Below are 276 nucleotides of genomic sequence, written 5' to 3' on the forward strand. Positions count from 1 at the left end.
TTATGCTTATGGCATCTTCCCGCAAGTCAGCGCTTTTTGGATGTTAGCGATAGTATTGGCCCCTTTTTGTATGTACTGCCTGATGCTGTTTTTACATCCGCCACTTACAGGTTTGGCGTTGCCTTTATTGATGGGCGTGGTCATGGGCTTAAACCTGCAAAACCGTTATCACCTAGATCAAGTAACGTTCTTTGATGCCTCGATTGGTACAGTCCTTGGTCCGATCATTTCTGTCTATGTGATTCATTTGGTTCGTGCGATGTCGCCGGACATTAC

At 45.7% G+C, this 276-nt stretch carries 1 protein-coding gene; it reads left to right on the forward strand.

What is annotated here, in order from left to right:
* Window positions 1-276: FUSC family protein (locus B4F08_RS16420; RefSeq protein WP_291375397.1), on the forward strand; the 276-nt coding region annotated here is incomplete at both ends.

Origin of the sequence: Acinetobacter sp. UBA6720, assembly GCF_002454215.1 — a bacterium.
Classification (GTDB): domain Bacteria; phylum Pseudomonadota; class Gammaproteobacteria; order Pseudomonadales; family Moraxellaceae; genus Acinetobacter.